The organism is Serratia quinivorans (assembly GCF_052113645.1).
Taxonomy (GTDB): Bacteria; Pseudomonadota; Gammaproteobacteria; order Enterobacterales; family Enterobacteriaceae; genus Serratia; species Serratia quinivorans_B.
In genome coordinates this window covers 101856-116552 of sequence record NZ_JBIEIU010000008.1, presented here as the reverse complement: position 1 = coordinate 116552, position 14697 = coordinate 101856, and the positions used below count along the sequence as shown (strand labels likewise).

Below are 14697 nucleotides of genomic sequence, written 5' to 3'. Positions count from 1 at the left end.
ATGGGGAACCGCTATGAACGTTTGGAGCCTTATCCGTCAGCGCTGCTGGGGGTTGGTGCTGGTGATGTTCGGGGTGTGCGTGATCACCTTTACCATCTCGCACCTGATCCCCGGCGATCCGGCGCGGCTGCTGGCCGGGGACCGCGCCAGCGAGGAAATCGTCCAGCATATTCGCCAACAGCTGGGGCTGGACCAGCCGCTGTATGTGCAATTTGGCCGCTACGTGCTGGATTTGCTGCATGGCGATTTGGGGACTTCCATTCGCACCGGGCGACCGGTGCTGGATGATCTGCGCGCTTTCTTTCCCGCTACGCTGGAGCTGGCTTTTTGCGCTTTGCTGCTGGCAATAGCGTTGGGGGTACCGCTTGGGGTGGTGTCGGCGGTCTATCGCAATAAATGGCCCGATCATCTGGTGCGGCTGCTGTCGGTGACCGGCATTTCCACCCCGGCGTTCTGGCTGGGTTTGGGGGTGATTATTTTGTTCTACGGCCAACTCAATCTGTTGCCCGGAGGCGGCAGGTTGGACGACTGGCTGGATCCGCCCACCCACATTACCGGATTCTACCTGCTGGACTCCCTGCTGACCGGTAACGGCGAGGCGTTCTGGAACAGCCTTCAGCACCTGATCCTGCCGTCGCTGACGCTGGCGTTTGTTCATCTTGGGGTGGTGGCGCGGCAAATCCGTTCGGCGATGCTCGAACAGTTGGGGGAAGACTACATCCGCACCGCCCGCGCCAACGGCCTTTCGCACTGGCGAGTGGTGCTCGGCCATGCATTGCCCAATGCGTTGATCCCCTCAGTGACGGTGCTGGGGCTGGCGCTGGGCGATTTACTCTACGGTGCCGTGCTGACCGAAACGGTATTCGCCTGGCCGGGCATGGGGGCTTACGTGGTGGATTCCATTCAGGCGCTGGATTTCCCGGCGGTAATGGGGTTTGCGGTGGTGGTGTCTTTTGCCTACGTGATGGTTAATTTGATCGTCGATCTGCTCTATCTGTGGATCGACCCGCGAATGGGGCGCGAGGGATAATGACAATGACTCAAATCGAACAACCGCCGACAGCGCAACCCGTACTGCGCTATGTCAGTCTGCGCCGCGCCTGGTACCGGGTGCGACGCAGCCCGCTGACGCTGCTCGGCGCCGCCATCATGATAGCCGTTTTATTCCTGATGCTGTTCTCGCCGTGGCTGGTGCCGCACAACCCGGACGCCATTGACCTCACCGCCCGTTTGCTGCCGCCTTCGGCTGAGCACTGGTTCGGCACGGACGAAGTGGGTCGTGACCTGTTCAGCCGGGTCCTGGTCGGCAGCCGTCAGTCGGTGGCCGCCGGGCTGGCTGTGGTGGTATTGGCGGGGGGGATTGGCTCGCTGCTGGGCTGTTTCTCCGGCGTGATGGGCGGCACCGTCGATGCGTTAATCATGCGCTGCATGGATATCATGCTGTCGGTGCCTTCTCTGGTGCTGACCATGGCGCTGGCGGCGGCGCTGGGGCCGAGTTTGTTCAACGCCATGTTGGCCATTGCGGTGGTGCGCATTCCCTTCTATGTGCGACTGGCGCGCGGGCAAACCTTGACGCTGCGTCATCAGGCTTACATGCAGGCGGCGCGCACCTTTGGCGCCTCACGCTGGCATCTGATTGGCTGGCATGTGTTGCGCAACGTGATGCCGCCGTTGGTGGTGCAGGCTTCGCTGGATATCGGCACCGCGATCCTGATGGCGGCCACGCTGGGCTTTATCGGCCTGGGCGCCCAGCAACCGACCGCCGAATGGGGGGCGATGGTGGCCAACGGCCGCAACTATGTACTCGACCAATGGTGGTATTCGGCCTTTCCCGGCACGGCGATCCTGATCACCGCCACCGGTTTCAACCTGTTCGGCGACGGTCTGCGCGACCTGCTGGATCCTAAAACCCGGGGGCGCTAATGAGTGAAACTACCGTTTTATCCATCGATGAATTGCAGTTGGAGTTTCCGGTTTACGGCGGCAGCGTCAAGGCACTCAATCGCGTTTCGTTGCAGGTCAACGCCGGCGAAATCGTCGGCGTGGTGGGCGAGTCCGGTTCCGGTAAGTCGGTCACCGCGATGATGACGTTACGGCTGCTGGCGGAAGAGGGTTACCGAGTGACCGGCGGTTCGCTGGCAGTGCTGGGCACCGACGTGCTCAACGCCAGCGAGCGGCAAATGCGCCAACTGCGTGGCGCGCGGGTGTCGATGATTTTTCAGGAACCCATGAGCGCGCTTAATCCGACGCGCAAGATCGGCCGCCAGATGTGTGAAGTGATCCGTCTGCACCAACGACTTTCCGCAACGGCCGCACGGGAAAAGGCGATTCAGCTGCTGCAGGAAATGCAGATTGCCGATGCGCAACGGGTGATGGAGCGTTATCCGTTCGAGTTGTCCGGCGGCATGCGCCAACGGGTGCTGATCGCCATGGCCTTTTCCTGCGAGCCGGAGCTGATTATTGCCGACGAACCGACTACGGCACTGGACGTCACGGTACAGCGTCAGGTGCTGCGTTTGCTGCAACAGAAGGCACGTGCCAGCGGGACGGCGGTGCTGTTTATCACCCACGATATGGCGGTGGTGTCGCAGCTGTGCGACCGGGTGTATGTGATGTACGCCGGGCACGTGATAGAGAGCGGCGCTACCGCCAAAGTGATTGAACATCCCAGCCACCCGTATTCCATTGGGCTGTTACTGGCGGCACCGGAACGCGCCGAACCGCGCAGCCTGCTGCAGGCCATTCCCGGGACGGTGCCCAATCTCAGCGCGTTGCCGCCGGGCTGCGCTTTCAGCAACCGCTGTCGCCATGCCGATGCCCAGTGTCGGCAAACGCCGCGACTCTTGCCGTTAGCGGCCGATCCGGCCCAAAGGGTGGCCTGTTGGCACCCGCAGTCTGTCGATTTGGAGGTGCGAAATGAACCTTGAAGCGCTGCTGGAACTGCGCGACGTGCGGCTGCGTTTTCCCGCCCGTTATAACTGGCGCGGCAAGCCGCAAGAGTATGTCCATGCGCTCAACGGACTGGATCTCAACATTATGCGGGGCGAAACTCTGGGTATTGTCGGTGAGTCCGGCTGCGGCAAAAGTACCCTGGCCCAGTTGCTGATGGGATTGTTGAAACCCAGCAGCGGTGAACTGCTGCGAGCACGAAACGCCGGTTCCTGGTTTGGCAGCGGCATGCAGATGGTGTTTCAGGATCCGCAGTCATCGCTCGATCCGCGCCTGCCGGTGTGGCGCATCATCACCGAACCGGTCTACGTGCAACAGCATAACAGCGTAGCGGATCGGCGGGCGCAGGCGGCGGAATTGGCGCAACAGGTGGGACTGCGACCGGAGGCGATCGACCGGTTGCCGCACGAGTTTTCCGGTGGGCAGCGGCAGCGTATCTCCATCGCGCGCGCACTGTCTTCGCAGCCGGATATCATCGTACTGGACGAACCCACCTCGGCGCTGGATATCTCGGTGCAGGCGCAGATCCTCAATTTACTGGTGGAACTGCAACGCCAGCGCAACCTGACGTACGTGTTGATCTCGCATAACGTCTCGGTGATCCAGCACATGAGCGACCGGGTTGCGGTGATGTATCTGGGGCAGATTGTCGAGTTGGGGCCGACCGCGCAGGTACTGCGTCAGCCGCAACATCCTTATACCCGGTTACTGCTGGATTCGGTGCCGCGCGCCGGTCGTTCGTTGAACGACAGCGCCATTGAAGACCGCAAGGGCGAACTGCCGGGTAACCGTCAGTTGCCGCAGGGCTGTTTCTTTCGCGAACGTTGCCCCTACGCCGGTGAGGGCTGCCAACGACCGCAAACGCTAAGGGTCAATCTAGGCGGCACGGCGGTGCGTTGCCATAAGGTGGCATGACGGTGATACGCTCAGCGGATAATGCCGCGCGTTGAACGTGTGAAAAAGTTGAGGAACAGGCTCAGTAACGGGTATTCCACGCTGAGGTGGATCACTTCCTGGCGCACATCCTCCAGTGCCATCGACCGGTGATACAACATGTCGTACAGCGCGTGAATAACGCGCTGCTGTTGCGGGTCGGCGGCCAGAAAGGCCGGTGCCATCAGGTGCAGCCCTTCAGGTTTGGCGCGGTGACCTCCGGCCTGCACAAAGGGCGGCAGGTCCTGCACCAGCAGGGCGCCGTCGGTGACTCGCGCATGGGCGCCGATAATGCAAAACTGGTGTATTGCGCATCGGGCACCGACCCAGGCGGCATCGCCCAGCTCAACATGTCCGGCCAGGCCGCTGTGATCGCCAAGGTAAGTGCCGTCGCCGATCACGCAGTCGTGGGCGACATGCACGTTATCCTGCAGGTCGTTGTCACTGCCGATGACGGTGCGCCGGCAGCCTTGCACCGTGCCGCGGTGCAGGGTGGCGTACTTGCCGATTCGGTTGCGATCGCCGATGGTCAACGAGGTTGCCTCGTCGGCATATTTCAAGTCCTGGCCGGCTTCGCCGATCGAGGAAAACTGGCCGAAAACGTTGTCGCGGCCGATGCGGGTCAAGCCGTTAATCACCGTGTGCGAGGCGATAGTGGTGCCTTCACCTATCTCAACCCCGGCGGAAATGACGCAAAAAGGCCCGATGCGCACGTGCGCACCGATCATCGCGCCGGGCTCGATCAAGCTGCTGTCTGCAATACGGGCAGAGGGAGAAATCATGACGCTTCCTGATGGCGGCGCTGGGCTATCCATCAGCCAGGCCAGTCATCGGTTAATTATTAAGCCGGATTCTGGATTAATGAGGGGGGAACAGGAACCTGTGGGCTGGAAGTTTGCCTTCCCGTCGGTGTGACAAGGTTGTCTGGGGCCAGCATAAGCCGGTATTCGCCTCAGGCCGCTACCTTATATTTTATTTATTTTATGAACCTTTGGCTCATCACGGGATGTCGGCCACGGCGATTGCAGGCTTGGGTCAGGCAGGGCGCAATAAAACATCAGCTGACAACGGTCAATGCCGCTGCCAGCGAGTTCTCTGCCTCAGGGCATGGGCCAGTCGGTAGGGGTGTTGCTGACGACTTCGACGTACATATCCCAGGCGTGGGACCAGAACTGGGTAAAACCTTCCTGACTGAAACTGATGCCCATCAGGCCCATCACGAACCAGCAGGTAGTGAATAACCCGAGGCTGCTGAACATAAATGCCATGCCGTTGCGGCTGGTCTTACGGCAAACGACGTTTAGCTGGCTGGACATAAACATCATAACGGCGCTGAGTAACTCCCAGCGCATCATAATAAAACCTGTGGCAATGGCACTCATCGAACGGGATCCTTGGTCATCAAGCTGCTCCCGGCGATCGCTCGGGAGGTCAGTGAGGGGTTAATAGTGTGATCTGCGTCACATTGTAGCATTGGGATAAATTGCTGCTCAATCCCTGAGCGGGATAAAAATCGGCATTTGGTAACATTCAAACATGCTGAAACATTTATGCCATTTCATTAGCAACCTTTTCGTGGGGAGCCTTACCCAATAACGCTATGCTTGCCGGCTTTTCACTGCCCTGATTTATCTTGGGAAAATGTGACGTCTGACAGGTAACTCGCCACGTATGGCCCTATTAAAAGATAAAATTCGCGACCATTCCGCCGAGGAAATGTTGTTTATACGCCGCGCCGGTGTGGCGATGGTATTGGTGGTCGCCTGTTTCGGCGTATTGATCCTCAACCTGTATCGCCTGCAGGTAAAACAGCATGCGTTCTACCAGACGCGTTCTAATCAGAACGACATTAAAATGGTGCCGATTGCCCCCAGCCGCGGGCTGATCTTCGACCGTAACGGCATCCCGTTGGTGCGCAACATTACGCTGTACCAAATCCAGGTCATCCCCAGCAAAATCGACAATATGACCGCGCTGCTACAGGCGCTGACGCCGATTGTCGATCTGACGCCCGAAGATATCACCGCCTTTCGCGATGACATGCATCACAATGGCCGCTATAAGCCGGTTACCTTGAAAAGCGGGTTGACGGAAACCGAGGTGGCCCGCTTTGCGGTGAATCAATACCGTTTTGACGGCGTGACCATTGATACCTATCAGCAGCGGGAATATCCCTACGGCGCCGAGCTGGCCCACGTGGTGGGTTACGTGTCGAAAATCAACGATAGTGACCTGAAACGGCTGGATAAAGCCGGACTCAGCGAGAACTATGCCGCCGACCACAATATCGGCAAGCAGGGTATCGAAGCCTATTACGAGTCTGCGCTGCACGGCACCACCGGCTATCAGGAAGTGGAAGTGGATAACCACGGCCGCGTGATACGCCTGCTGAAGGAGCAACCGCCACAGGCGGGCAAAAATATCTACCTGACGCTCGACCTGCCGCTGCAGCAGTATATCGAATCGGTATTGAAGGGGCAGCGTGCGGCGGTGGTGGTGGAAGATCCGCGCGACGGCGGCATTCTGGCCATGGTCTCCAGCCCCAGTTACGATCCCAACCCTTTTGTGAAGGGCATCAGCTATCCCGCTTATAAAGCCCTGTTGGCCAACCCCGATCTGCCGCTGATTAACCGTGTCACGCAGGGGCTCTACCCGCCGGCCTCCACGGTGAAACCTTATATGGCGACCTCAGCGCTGTTTGCCGGGGTGATCACCCCCAATACCACCTTCTTTGGCGCGCCGACCTGGACCTTGCCGGGCACCCAGCGCCGTTATCGCGACTGGCTCAAAACCGGTCACGGCATGCTGAACGTGACCAAGGCCATTGAAGAATCCGCCGATACCTTCTTTTATCAGGTGGCGTTTGAAATGGGCATTGATCGTATTCACAGCTGGCTGAGCCAGTTTGGTTACGGCCAGGCAACCGGGATTGACCTTAACGAAGAGTATCGCGGCGTGCTGCCAAGCCGTGAATGGAAGCAGCGGGTGCATAAAAAGCCCTGGTATCAGGGGGACACCATCTCGGTCGGCATTGGTCAGGGGTATTGGGTCGCGACCCCGATCCAGATGGTGAAAGCCTTAACCACTCTGATCAACAACGGCAAGGTGAAAACGCCCCATTTACTGTACTCCATGCGGCAGGGCAATCTGGTGAGCCGTTACCAGCCACCGGGGCAAAGCGCGCAGATTGGCGATGCCAGGTCGCCGTACTGGGGCATCGTTCGTAACGGCATGTACGGCATGGCCAACCTGCCGAACGGCACCGGTTATAAGCTGTTCCACACGGCGCCGTATCAGATCGCCGCCAAGTCCGGGACTTCGCAGGTGTTCGGCCTGAAAGAAAATCAGACTTATAACGCCAAAATGATCCCGGTACGGCTGCGCGACCATATTTTCTATACGTTGTTCGCGCCTTACAAAAATCCGCGGGTCGCGATGGCATTGATTCTGGAAAACGGCGGGGGCGATGGCGTGGTGGCTGGGCCGACGGCCCGGGCTATCCTTGACCATATTTTTGACCCGGCCAACGCCCCGCAGCCGGACGACAATCGGAAAGTTAAACCGGAGTTAAACGACAGCGCGGATGTGCAACAGTAAACGCGTTTGTTTTTACTTTCTTACAAACTGCAATCTTCTAATTATTTTCGTCAGGGTAGACTGAAATAATGACATAACCTTAATAAAAACGCAGGGTTAACAGTGGCGCCATTAACAAAAAAGAGCGGTAAAAATTATTCGAGCCTTCGCTTTGGCTGGATTTGCGGTGGGATACTGGTTTGCTTTTTCCTGCTGGCATTTCGCGTCGGCTATTTGCAACTGCTGGAGCATCAGCAACTGGCGGACCAGGCGGATCAGCGTTCGATCCGCACCCAGGTGCTGCCGACCAACCGCGGGATGATCACCGACCGCAATGGCGAAGCATTGGCCGTGAGCGTGTCTTCGAAAGATATCGTGCTGGATCCCAAGCACATTCTCGACACCCATACCGACCTCGGCAACGAACGCTGGCAGAGCCTGGCCAACGTGCTGAAAATGCCGTTAACCGAGGTGCAAAAGCTGATCCAGACCAACGCCCATAAGCGTTTCGTCTATCTGGCGCGCAAGGTCGAGGATGATAATGCCAATTACATCAGCAAGCTGCATTTGACCGGCGTCAGTACCGAGCAGGACTTCAGCCGCTTTTATCCGATGAGCCAGGATGCCGCCGGGCTGATTGGCATTGTCGGGCAGGACAATCAGGGGCTTGAAGGCATCGAACTGGGCTTCAACCACCTGTTGCAGGGCAAGAACGGCCTGCGGGTGTACCAGAAGGATGGCAGCGGGGCGGTGATTGGCGTGATCAAGAACGTCGATCCGGTGCCGCCGCCGAACGTCACGCTGAGCATTGATAAGTTCATCCAGTACGTGCTGTATGCGCAAATCCGCGACGGCGTGGTGGCCAACCAGGCCGATTCCGGCTGTGCGGTGCTGGTCAAAGTGAATACCGGCGAAGTGCTGGGGATGGCCAGCTACCCGTCGTTCAACCCGAATAACTATGCCAATACGCCGGCCAAAGATATCCGTAACGTGTGCAGCAGCGACAGCTTCGAACCGGGTTCGACGGTGAAACCGGTGGTGGTGATGGTCGGTCTGGAACACCGTTTGATTAAGCCGGATACCGTGCTGGATACCACGCCTTACCGGGTTAACGGCCATTTGATCAAGGACGTCGGCCACTGGTCGAAATTGACCATTACCGGCGTGCTGCAAAAATCCAGTGACATCGCCGTCTCGCACATTGCGTTGGCGCTGCCGGCCACCGTACTGCCGGCGGTTTACAAGAGCTTTGGCCTGGGGATGCCGACCGATCTGGGCATCGGCAACGAAAGTAGCGGTTACTTGCCGCAGCACCGTGAACGTTGGGCGGACATCGAACGTGCGACCTTCTCCTTCGGTTATGGGCTGCGTGTGACGCCGTTACAGATGGCCCGCGAATACGCCGCAATCGGATCCTATGGCGTTTATCGGCCACTGTCGATTACCCGGGTGACGCCACCGGTGATGGGGCAGCGCATTCTGCCGGAGGACACGGTAAAAACCGTGGTGCATATGATGGAAAGCGATGCCTTGCCGGGGGGCAGTGGGGTCAGCGCCGCGGTACCGGGTTACCGTTTGGCGATTAAAACCGGTACCGCAGAGAAAATGGGGGCCAACGGCAAATACGACGGCGGCTACATCAACTACACCGCCGGTGTGGCACCGGCCAGCGATCCGCAAGTGGCGCTGGTGGTGATGGTCAACAACCCGAAAGCCGGCAAGCACTTCGGTGGCTCGGTGGCCGGCCCGGTGTTCGGCAAGATCATGGCACAGGTGTTGGAGCATATGAACATCTTGCCGGACGCCCAACCGCTGAACGTGGTTTCCCAGGTGAAGGGATAACCCGCGATTCCCCCTCTGCGGAGGGGGAATGATAGCGCCTCAGAAGTAATAGCCGATATTCACGTTGGTACGGAAATACCATTTATCGCTGCCGGAGGACTGGGTGCTGGTCCAGCCGGTGGCGTTTTCGGCACCGCCCCAGGGATTGGCATTCTGCGCCCAGGTCAGATCGACCCAAACCATGACCGGCAGGGCGAATATCTGCACCCCGAGCGTGTTCATTTTCGAGTCCGAACCGCCGTCCTTATCCTTCCACAGCACGCTGTAGTCATTATAAAAACGTAGTTTCTTTACCGCTCCCCAGGGAACCTCGACATCACGCGCCAGGTTGATCGACGCGGTGGTGGCTTGCGCAGGAATTAAATAGGCCGGCGTCAGGCCATTGCCGCCCATTAAAATCAGCGAATTGTTTGCTCCCTCAGGCCCCTTGGCGGAATAAGAATAGCGGATAACCTGCGTCGACAGATGCCAGGGATCGTGGTTTACCAACGCATGCAGGCCTGCCGCCCAATAAGAGCCATTATCGCCGGTGGCGTGGTTATAGAGCCGGGAGCCGGCCAGCGAGCCACCGAACTCGTTGTTCCAGTCGCCGTGATGGAATTCTCGCGCCAAACGCAGATTTACCTGATCGCGCTTCTCGTTAGCTTGCCAATGCTGTGAGTCGTAGTAGGTATTTTTCAAATCGTCGTAATTGCCGACCTCGGGCGCATAGCGCACACCCGCCGGCATCATGCGCGGGAAATAAGCCGCGTCGAAGGTCCAGGCATCGTCATGATATTGGTATTTGGCGCCCAGCCCGTTATTGACGCCAAAACCCAGGTAAAACGGAATACCGTAGGACCAGCCAAACTGGGGATAGGGCTGTAGACCAAAGGGTTTGAAGGGGGCGCCGAGTTGGATGTCCGTATTGCCGCTCAGCCTGTAGCCGACGTAGGCACGGTCGATGGCATATTTTCTGCGATCCTGAAACCAAAAACCGGAATCTAAAAAGGCATCATTATAATTGGCGCTGGTGTCGATACGAAAGGCGTCAAAGCGCAAGTGCGGCGGATGGCGATAATTACTGCTGCCCCAATCTTCATAGCGATAATTGGCTCGCAGCGCCCCGCCAATATCAATGTTTTTCTTATTATCCTCAGTTTGCCAATGCAAATGAGGAAATGACGGGCTGTTTTTTTTCACCCTCGGTTCGGTGAGCGGCTTGCCTTCGTCGGGTGCTGTGGTGTTGGCATAACTTATTGGTGATAAAAGTAAAACCAGAACAATCGCTTTGCGCATACCTTTCCCCTGATGACCGTTAACTTTTTAAAAGCGAGCGCGTTCCACCATAAAAATAATGGATTGGCTCGTGAGGTTTTATATATGAGACAAGTTTTGGTTAAGTATTTATTATTTTACTGCCGACAAAGTTTCAAATATGGAACTTTGTTTCTTATTTAATATAAAAACTATAATCCTGACGTTGGCTAAGTCAAGAAATAAAAAGGAGAGCTGGAGCGCAATAATAATAGAATGGTTTTTGAATGGACCCTGCGGGCAAAGTGGGTTTCTACAACAGAACGGCGGGCAGGGCATGTTCTGCCAAAAAGCTCAGGCAGCGACGTGGCTCAGCGTGAGTCAGTCAATCGAAAACGGCTGGCGGACGAGGCGATTTTAATGGGCTGAAAAAGCGGTAGCTTGAATCGGGTTTTGGCTCGGGGTGTTTTATCGACGAAGTTTTATCGCTAATGAAAATACAAATAATCTTAATGTGATTATTCGGTCGCCATGAGAAAAGAAAATAAAAAAGGACCGTCATTTTCAGGTCGGATTTTTAAACAGGGTCAATCCGACCTGAAATTTTATTTCTGCTACGGGAATTAACGACCGGTCTGGTGGCCGATGATGCCGCCCAGCGCTGCGCCGCCCAGCGTCCCCAGCGTACTGCCGTCGGTCAATACTGCGCCACCCAGAGCACCGACGCCGGCGCCGATAGCGGTGTTGCGATCGCGGTGAGACATATTCCCGCATGCAGTGACAGAAAGCGTTGCCATGATGACAATCATCGCACCTGCGGCACGTTTAAGGTTCATAAGAGTTTCCTGGTAAATTGCCTAATTAACAGACAAAGAAAGTACTGATTAATCGGCCGGTAGAAGTTGAGATGAATGTATTCCGCCGCAGGAAAATAGAATAGGTAAATATTCTTAATTTTGAGCCTGGCGATTTTATTTAATCGCTGGCTTATTTTTAACCGGCGATTAAACAACCGGGTTGTCAGCCCGTCGAAGGGGCTGGATAATCGCCAAAATCCGTTAAAAATCCGAAGGCTCATCGACAAGCACGACAGCGGCAAGCGTCAGGCAAGATGTTCGGCTATCCGTAAAGGGGCGCGTGACATCGCACTATCCACATCATGTTTCAAATACTCATTCCTGCCTACACCCCGGCGTTGAGCCGCAGGCGTGGCCCTGTCCGCCAGAGAGCATTTTTTTGCATTGCGGTAATGCAACTGTGTAAGTTACATTAGCAATATTAGGGTGTGATCTGCATCACAGATTGAAATCAAGCAAAAATAACCTTAAGAAATCCCAGGGAATTTTCCTTTCTGGGCAGGCTTTTTTCTGCTTAAAAACCAGGAGACAACGATGTTAGAAATGCTGGAGAGTTTGGCAACCGTGGTGATCATGGTACCGGTAATGATAGCCCTATTGCTCGGCTCGATTTATGGCCTGGGTGAACTGTTTAACCTGTTCTCTGCCGTTGGCGGGAAAAAGAGCGGAAGTTGACGTTATGATCGAGGGGCGCAATGCCCCCCGATGCAGGTTTACAGTACCGTCGCCAGGAAATCTCGCGTTCTCTGATGTACGGGCGCATCCAGCACCTGTTGTGCCGTCCCCGTTTCCACCACCTTTCCCTGATCCATAAAGATAATTTGGTCGGCCACTTCGCGGGCAAAGCCAATTTCATGCGTCACCACCACCATGGTCATGCCGGAATGCGTCAGGCCTTTCATCACCTGTAGCACTTCGCCCACCAATTCGGGATCGAGCGCAGAAGTCGGCTCATCGAACAGCAGCACCTCTGGGTTCATCGCCAGCGCGCGGGCAATAGCCACTCGCTGTTGCTGCCCACCGGACAGCTCGCGTGGCCAGGCATGAATGCGATGTTCCAGCCCGACGCGGTTCAGCAGCGCCTTGGCCCGTTCCACCACCACGGCTTTCTTTTCCTTCTTCACCAGCAGCGGCGCTTCCGTGACGTTTTCCAGCACCGTGCGGTGGGGGAACAAATTGAACTGCTGGAACACCATGCCGATGCTTTTACGCTGTTCGGCCACCTCGCGCTCCTTCAGCTCATACAACTGCTGACCTTTCTGGCGATAACCGATGAGTTGGTCGCCGACGCGAATGGTGCCGCCGTCAAGTTTCTCCAGGTGATTGATGCAGCGCAGCAAGGTCGATTTTCCCGAACCGGAAGGGCCGAGGATCACCGTCACGGACCCCGCCGGGATCTGCAGGCTGATATTTTTCAACACCTCGGTGCCGGAAAATGACTTGCGCACCCGGTTGATCTGAATGGCGGCGCTCATGATTCTGCTTCCTGTGACAGGGGGGTTGGGGCCTTGCGGCGGCGCAACAGCCAGTTGCCGCGTGCGGCCTGGCTACCACGGCCAAAATAACGCTCAACGTAGTGCTGGCCGATCGACAAAATCGAGGTCATCACCAGATACCACAACGTGGCGACCAACAGCAGCGGGATCACCTCGTAGGTGCGCTGGTAGATGATTTGTGCCGAATACAACACGTCCTGCAGGGCGATCACCGACACCACCGCGGTGGTTTTAAGCTGCCCGATCACCTCATTGCCGGCGGGCGGCAAAATGGTGCGCATCGCCTGTGGCAAAACCACGCGCCACAGGATCTGCCCACGGCGATAGCCCAGCGCCTTGGCCGCTTCCAGTTGGCCGCTGCCGACGCTTTGGATACCGGCGCGCACAATCTCCGCCGCGTAAGCCGACTGATGCATCACCAGGGCGATCACCGCCGCACTAAAGGTGCTGATGATGGTGTTGGTCGGCGCACTGGCGACTTCGCCCAGGAAAGGGATCCACAGGCTAATGCGCGGGTAGAGCGCCGCGATGTTGTACCACAGGAAAAGCTGTACCAGCATCGGCACTGCGCGGAAGAACCAGGTATAGAACCAGCTCACCGCCACCAGCACCGGGTTGGCCGACAGGCGCATCAACGCCAGCAGCACGCCGCCGGCGAAGCCGAAGATCACCGAAATCACGGTGAGTTTCAGCGTCATGATCACGCCGTTGATAATCGACGCTTCGGTGAAGTTTTCCGCCACCACCGCCCATTCGAAGCGCGGGTTGTGCACCATTGAATTGGCGATAATGCCAACGATCAGCAGCACCAACAAGGCGCTGAACCAGCGCCCGTAGTGCCGATGACCGACGATGCGCAGTTCGGCATCATCGGCCGTTTGTGGCCCATTCATTTTGCAATCTCTTCATTGATGCCCGCGGTTTTCACCGCGCCGAAACCGATATCCCAACCGTCGAGGATTTTCTGGTAGCTGCCATCGGCAATCAGCGAGTTAAGCGCCGCCTGCACCGGTTTCACCAGCTCAGATCCTTTCGGCAAGGCGATGGCGACCGTGGTGCCTTCAATATTGATGTCACCGGCCAGCGCCAGCGGTTTAACGTGGGTGGCCTGATAACGCAAGCCTTCATACGGGCCGAAGAACATCGGCACTCGGCCGCTGATCACCGCCTGAACCCCGGCCGGACGATCCGGGAAAATCGGAATGGTGATGGCCGGTTTGCCGCCGCTGACGCAGCTGTCGCTGGCCTGCTGCAATCGGGTGATCTGTGAAGTGCCCGCCCCGGCGCCGACGGTTTGCCCGCAAAGCTGCGCCAAATCGCTGTAAGGGCCTAATGCGGCATCTTTACGGGCGATCAGTGCCAGCTTGGAAGCGTTGTAATAGCCGACGAAATCGACCTGTTGGAAGCGCTTTTTATTGGCATCTATGTTGGCCAAAGCCACGTCGTAGCGGCCGGACTTCAGGCCGGGAATAATATTGTCAAAACCGCCGGTGTCCTTCCAGTGAATCGCCACGCCGAGACGATCGGCAATGGCGCTCATCACGTCTATTTCACGTCCGGCCAGCGTTTTGTTGTCCGCTTCATAGAAAGTGGTCGGCGGCGTATTGGGGTTGGTGCCCGCCACGATGTAACCGGATTTTTTTATCGCCTCCGGCAGGCTGTCGTGCAGCGCGGGATCGGCACTGGCTTTTACCGCGGCGCGGAAGGGCACGTCGCCTTCGGCCGCATAACCGACGGCCAATGGCGCTAAGGTGGCGCTGGCCAGCAGCAGGGACAGCGCGGTGCGTTTGAGGTTGGTTTTCATTATG

General features: G+C 57.2%; 14 protein-coding genes. 7 read left to right on the top strand and 7 right to left on the bottom strand.

Annotated features, from left to right (window positions below; all coding sequences use genetic code 11):
• The first annotated feature begins 13 nt into the window (after nucleotides 1–13).
• Genes ACGS9J_RS15920 through ACGS9J_RS15905 form a run of 4 tightly spaced genes read left to right on the top strand, consistent with a single transcriptional unit; the run spans nucleotide 14 to nucleotide 3864 of the window.
• Nucleotides 14–1030 (top strand): ABC transporter permease, encoded by a 1017-nt coding sequence (locus ACGS9J_RS15920; RefSeq protein ID WP_442231833.1) that lies wholly within the window; start codon nucleotides 14–16, stop codon nucleotides 1028–1030.
• A 5-nt stretch (nucleotides 1031–1035) separates the two neighbouring features.
• Nucleotides 1036–1923, top strand: coding sequence for a D,D-dipeptide ABC transporter permease (gene ddpC / locus ACGS9J_RS15915; protein ID WP_442231832.1), 888 nt, complete (start codon nucleotides 1036–1038; stop codon nucleotides 1921–1923).
• Complete coding sequence (locus ACGS9J_RS15910) at nucleotides 1923–2927, top strand: ABC transporter ATP-binding protein (RefSeq protein WP_442231831.1); 1005 nt, start codon at nucleotides 1923–1925, stop codon at nucleotides 2925–2927. Before ddpC ends, ACGS9J_RS15910 begins: the two co-directional genes overlap by 1 nt.
• A complete protein-coding gene (locus ACGS9J_RS15905) occupies nucleotides 2917–3864 on the top strand; it encodes an oligopeptide/dipeptide ABC transporter ATP-binding protein (protein WP_442231830.1) in 948 nt (315 codons plus the stop codon). Before ACGS9J_RS15910 ends, ACGS9J_RS15905 begins: the two co-directional genes overlap by 11 nt.
• Before the next feature lie 11 nt (nucleotides 3865–3875).
• Here the strand turns inward: ACGS9J_RS15905 and lpxA are convergent, their stop codons facing one another.
• The gene (gene lpxA / locus ACGS9J_RS15900; protein ID WP_442231829.1) at nucleotides 3876–4664 is read right to left on the bottom strand and encodes an acyl-ACP--UDP-N-acetylglucosamine O-acyltransferase; all 789 of its coding nucleotides are present in this window, start codon (nucleotides 4662–4664) and stop codon (nucleotides 3876–3878) included.
• A gap of 318 nt (nucleotides 4665–4982) precedes the next feature.
• Nucleotides 4983–5264: a YjcB family protein gene (locus tag ACGS9J_RS15895; RefSeq protein WP_442231828.1), complete on the bottom strand. Its 282-nt coding sequence runs from the start codon at nucleotides 5262–5264 to the stop codon at nucleotides 4983–4985.
• 289 nt (nucleotides 5265–5553) lie between these two features.
• Here ACGS9J_RS15895 and mrdA point away from each other — a divergent pair, with 289 nt between their 5' ends.
• Both mrdA and ACGS9J_RS15885 read left to right on the top strand, forming a co-directional pair.
• Nucleotides 5554–7479 carry a penicillin-binding protein 2 gene (gene mrdA / locus ACGS9J_RS15890; protein WP_442231827.1) on the top strand — a complete coding sequence of 642 codons (1926 nt, stop codon included), beginning with the start codon at nucleotides 5554–5556 and terminating at the stop codon, nucleotides 7477–7479.
• A gap of 102 nt (nucleotides 7480–7581) precedes the next feature.
• Nucleotides 7582–9300 (top strand): penicillin-binding transpeptidase domain-containing protein, encoded by a 1719-nt coding sequence (locus tag ACGS9J_RS15885; protein WP_442231826.1) that lies wholly within the window; start codon nucleotides 7582–7584, stop codon nucleotides 9298–9300.
• 39 nt (nucleotides 9301–9339) lie between these two features.
• Here the strand turns inward: ACGS9J_RS15885 and ACGS9J_RS15880 are convergent, their stop codons facing one another.
• Together ACGS9J_RS15880 and osmB are read right to left on the bottom strand one after the other, a co-directional pair.
• Nucleotides 9340–10578, bottom strand: coding sequence for a hypothetical protein (locus ACGS9J_RS15880; RefSeq protein WP_442231825.1), 1239 nt, complete (start codon nucleotides 10576–10578; stop codon nucleotides 9340–9342).
• A 581-nt stretch (nucleotides 10579–11159) separates the two neighbouring features.
• Nucleotides 11160–11372 carry an osmotically-inducible lipoprotein OsmB gene (osmB, locus tag ACGS9J_RS15875; RefSeq protein WP_442231824.1) on the bottom strand — a complete coding sequence of 71 codons (213 nt, stop codon included), beginning with the start codon at nucleotides 11370–11372 and terminating at the stop codon, nucleotides 11160–11162.
• Nucleotides 11373–11927: 555 nt separating this feature from the next.
• Between osmB and ACGS9J_RS15870 the strand changes: the two genes are divergently transcribed.
• Entirely contained in the window at nucleotides 11928–12068 is a 141-nt protein-coding gene (locus ACGS9J_RS15870; protein ID WP_442231823.1) for an AcrZ family multidrug efflux pump-associated protein, read from the top strand.
• A 38-nt stretch (nucleotides 12069–12106) separates the two neighbouring features.
• On the opposite strand, the gene ACGS9J_RS15865 is transcribed toward ACGS9J_RS15870, so the two are convergent.
• From ACGS9J_RS15865 to ACGS9J_RS15855, 3 genes are read right to left on the bottom strand one after another with little or no spacing between them, the layout of a single operon-like run.
• Entirely contained in the window at nucleotides 12107–12868 is a 762-nt protein-coding gene (locus tag ACGS9J_RS15865) for an amino acid ABC transporter ATP-binding protein (protein WP_442231822.1), read from the bottom strand.
• Nucleotides 12865–13782, bottom strand: a complete 918-nt coding sequence (locus ACGS9J_RS15860; RefSeq protein WP_442231821.1) for an amino acid ABC transporter permease — start codon at nucleotides 13780–13782, stop codon at nucleotides 12865–12867. Before ACGS9J_RS15860 ends, ACGS9J_RS15865 begins: the two co-directional genes overlap by 4 nt.
• Nucleotides 13779–14693: an ABC transporter substrate-binding protein gene (locus ACGS9J_RS15855; RefSeq protein WP_442231820.1), complete on the bottom strand. Its 915-nt coding sequence runs from the start codon at nucleotides 14691–14693 to the stop codon at nucleotides 13779–13781. The genes ACGS9J_RS15860 and ACGS9J_RS15855 overlap by 4 nt, the downstream gene beginning before the upstream one ends.
• Between the last annotated feature and the right edge of the window lie 4 nt (nucleotides 14694–14697).

Bases quoted from the DNA above. Each gene is read 5' to 3' on its own strand.
- ACGS9J_RS15920 (WP_442231833.1), top strand. From the start codon at position 14: ATGAACGTTTGGAGCCTTATCCGTCAGCGCTGCTGGGGGTTGGTGCTG.
- ddpC (WP_442231832.1), top strand. From the start codon at position 1,036: ATGACTCAAATCGAACAACCGCCGACAGCGCAACCCGTACTGCGCTAT.
- ACGS9J_RS15910 (WP_442231831.1), top strand. From the start codon at position 1,923: ATGAGTGAAACTACCGTTTTATCCATCGATGAATTGCAGTTGGAGTTT.
- ACGS9J_RS15905 (WP_442231830.1), top strand. From the start codon at position 2,917: ATGAACCTTGAAGCGCTGCTGGAACTGCGCGACGTGCGGCTGCGTTTT.
- lpxA (WP_442231829.1), bottom strand. From the start codon at position 4,664: ATGATTTCTCCCTCTGCCCGTATTGCAGACAGCAGCTTGATCGAGCCC.
- ACGS9J_RS15895 (WP_442231828.1), bottom strand. From the start codon at position 5,264: ATGAGTGCCATTGCCACAGGTTTTATTATGATGCGCTGGGAGTTACTC.
- mrdA (WP_442231827.1), top strand. From the start codon at position 5,554: ATGGCCCTATTAAAAGATAAAATTCGCGACCATTCCGCCGAGGAAATG.
- ACGS9J_RS15880 (WP_442231825.1), bottom strand. From the start codon at position 10,578: ATGCGCAAAGCGATTGTTCTGGTTTTACTTTTATCACCAATAAGTTAT.
- osmB (WP_442231824.1), bottom strand. From the start codon at position 11,372: ATGAACCTTAAACGTGCCGCAGGTGCGATGATTGTCATCATGGCAACG.
- ACGS9J_RS15870 (WP_442231823.1), top strand. From the start codon at position 11,928: ATGTTAGAAATGCTGGAGAGTTTGGCAACCGTGGTGATCATGGTACCG.
- ACGS9J_RS15865 (WP_442231822.1), bottom strand. From the start codon at position 12,868: ATGAGCGCCGCCATTCAGATCAACCGGGTGCGCAAGTCATTTTCCGGC.
- ACGS9J_RS15860 (WP_442231821.1), bottom strand. From the start codon at position 13,782: ATGAATGGGCCACAAACGGCCGATGATGCCGAACTGCGCATCGTCGGT.
- ACGS9J_RS15855 (WP_442231820.1), bottom strand. From the start codon at position 14,693: ATGAAAACCAACCTCAAACGCACCGCGCTGTCCCTGCTGCTGGCCAGC.